Source organism: Streptococcus sp. HMSC034E03, from assembly GCF_001811505.1.
Classification (GTDB): Bacteria; Bacillota; Bacilli; order Lactobacillales; family Streptococcaceae; genus Streptococcus.
In genome coordinates, this window is sequence record NZ_KV804946.1 from 1 (window position 1) to 1,171 (window position 1,171).

Below are 1,171 nucleotides of genomic sequence, written 5' to 3' on the forward strand. Positions count from 1 at the left end.
AAAATAAAGCCGAGTGAAGCACTGAAACGGTTTTATGGTTTTGTCAAACAAGCAACTGAAGGACCATACGGCATGAGTATCCGTGACGTTATGGATACGAGCTGGGAGGACCTGATGGGCGTTCTTGGTGAAACTGAATCTGCTAAAGCTGAGGAAGTCATGGATCTTGCTGACTTTCTAGAAATGATTTAAAAAGGAGGATTTGAATGGCAGGTGGAACGCCGTTAGGTCAAATGTATATCGAGCTAGGGCTGGACGTGTCGAAGTTCAATCCTACTCTAAATGGTGCTAAGAATGCGGTTAAATACTTTCAAAGCAATGTAAAGGCGCTAGACAGCTCCCTTAAAAACAATGGGAAAAACACAGACTTGCTTCAAGCTAAGTACAAGACACTTGGTCAAGCGATTGAAGCGCAAAAAAGTGTTTTGGACCAGATGAAGAAAAGCTTTGACGCTCTCGAACCTGGTACGGCTAAATTTGACAAGGCTGCTGCTGAGATTGAGCGTGAGAATGCTAAGTTGGCAGCTATGGAAGGTCAACTTCGTAGCGTGCAACAAGCCTTGATTGCGGTTGGTAAGGAGAATAGCTTTGCGAATCGCATCAATAAATTCGGAGACGGACTTATCAAAAGTGGCGATAAAATCAAGACTTTTGGTGACAACGTTTCGAGCTTGGGAGGTAAGCTGACTACTGGCTTGACTCTTCCTTTGGTTGCTAGTGTTGGTATGGTCACGAAAGCAGCTGTCGACTATGAATCTGCTTTTGCAGACGTCAAGAAGACAGTAGATGAGACCGCAACCGTATCCTACAAGAACCTATCTGATGGCATTCGTCAAATGGCTAAAGAATTGCCAGCTAGTGCTGTTGAAATCGCAAATGTAGCAGAAGTTGCTGGTCAGTTAGGTATCAAAGCAGAGGATATCCTTACCTTCTCTCGAACCATGATTGACATGGGAGAATCAACTAACTTGAGCGCTGAAGAAGCTGCGACAGCCATTGCCAAGATTGCAAATATCCTTGGTCTAACATCGGACGAATATGGACGTTTTGGGGCATCAGTGGTCGATTTGGGTAACAACTTCGCGACAACTGAGCGTGATATCGTTGAGATGACGAACCGGTTAGCAGCAGGTGGTAAACTTGCTGGACTAACTGCTCCAGATATCCTTGG

The 1,171-nt window shown here is 44.9% G+C and carries 2 protein-coding genes; both read left to right on the forward strand.

Annotation, left to right across the window (positions count from 1 at the left end; translation table 11 throughout):
- On the forward strand, window positions 1-192 hold a 192-nt coding region (locus HMPREF2805_RS01085), incomplete at its 5' end, for a hypothetical protein (RefSeq protein ID WP_075231037.1).
- Between the two features lie 14 nt (window positions 193-206).
- Window positions 207-1,171 (forward strand): phage tail tape measure protein (locus tag HMPREF2805_RS01090; protein ID WP_075231038.1); only part of this gene is annotated, 965 nt, incomplete at its 3' end.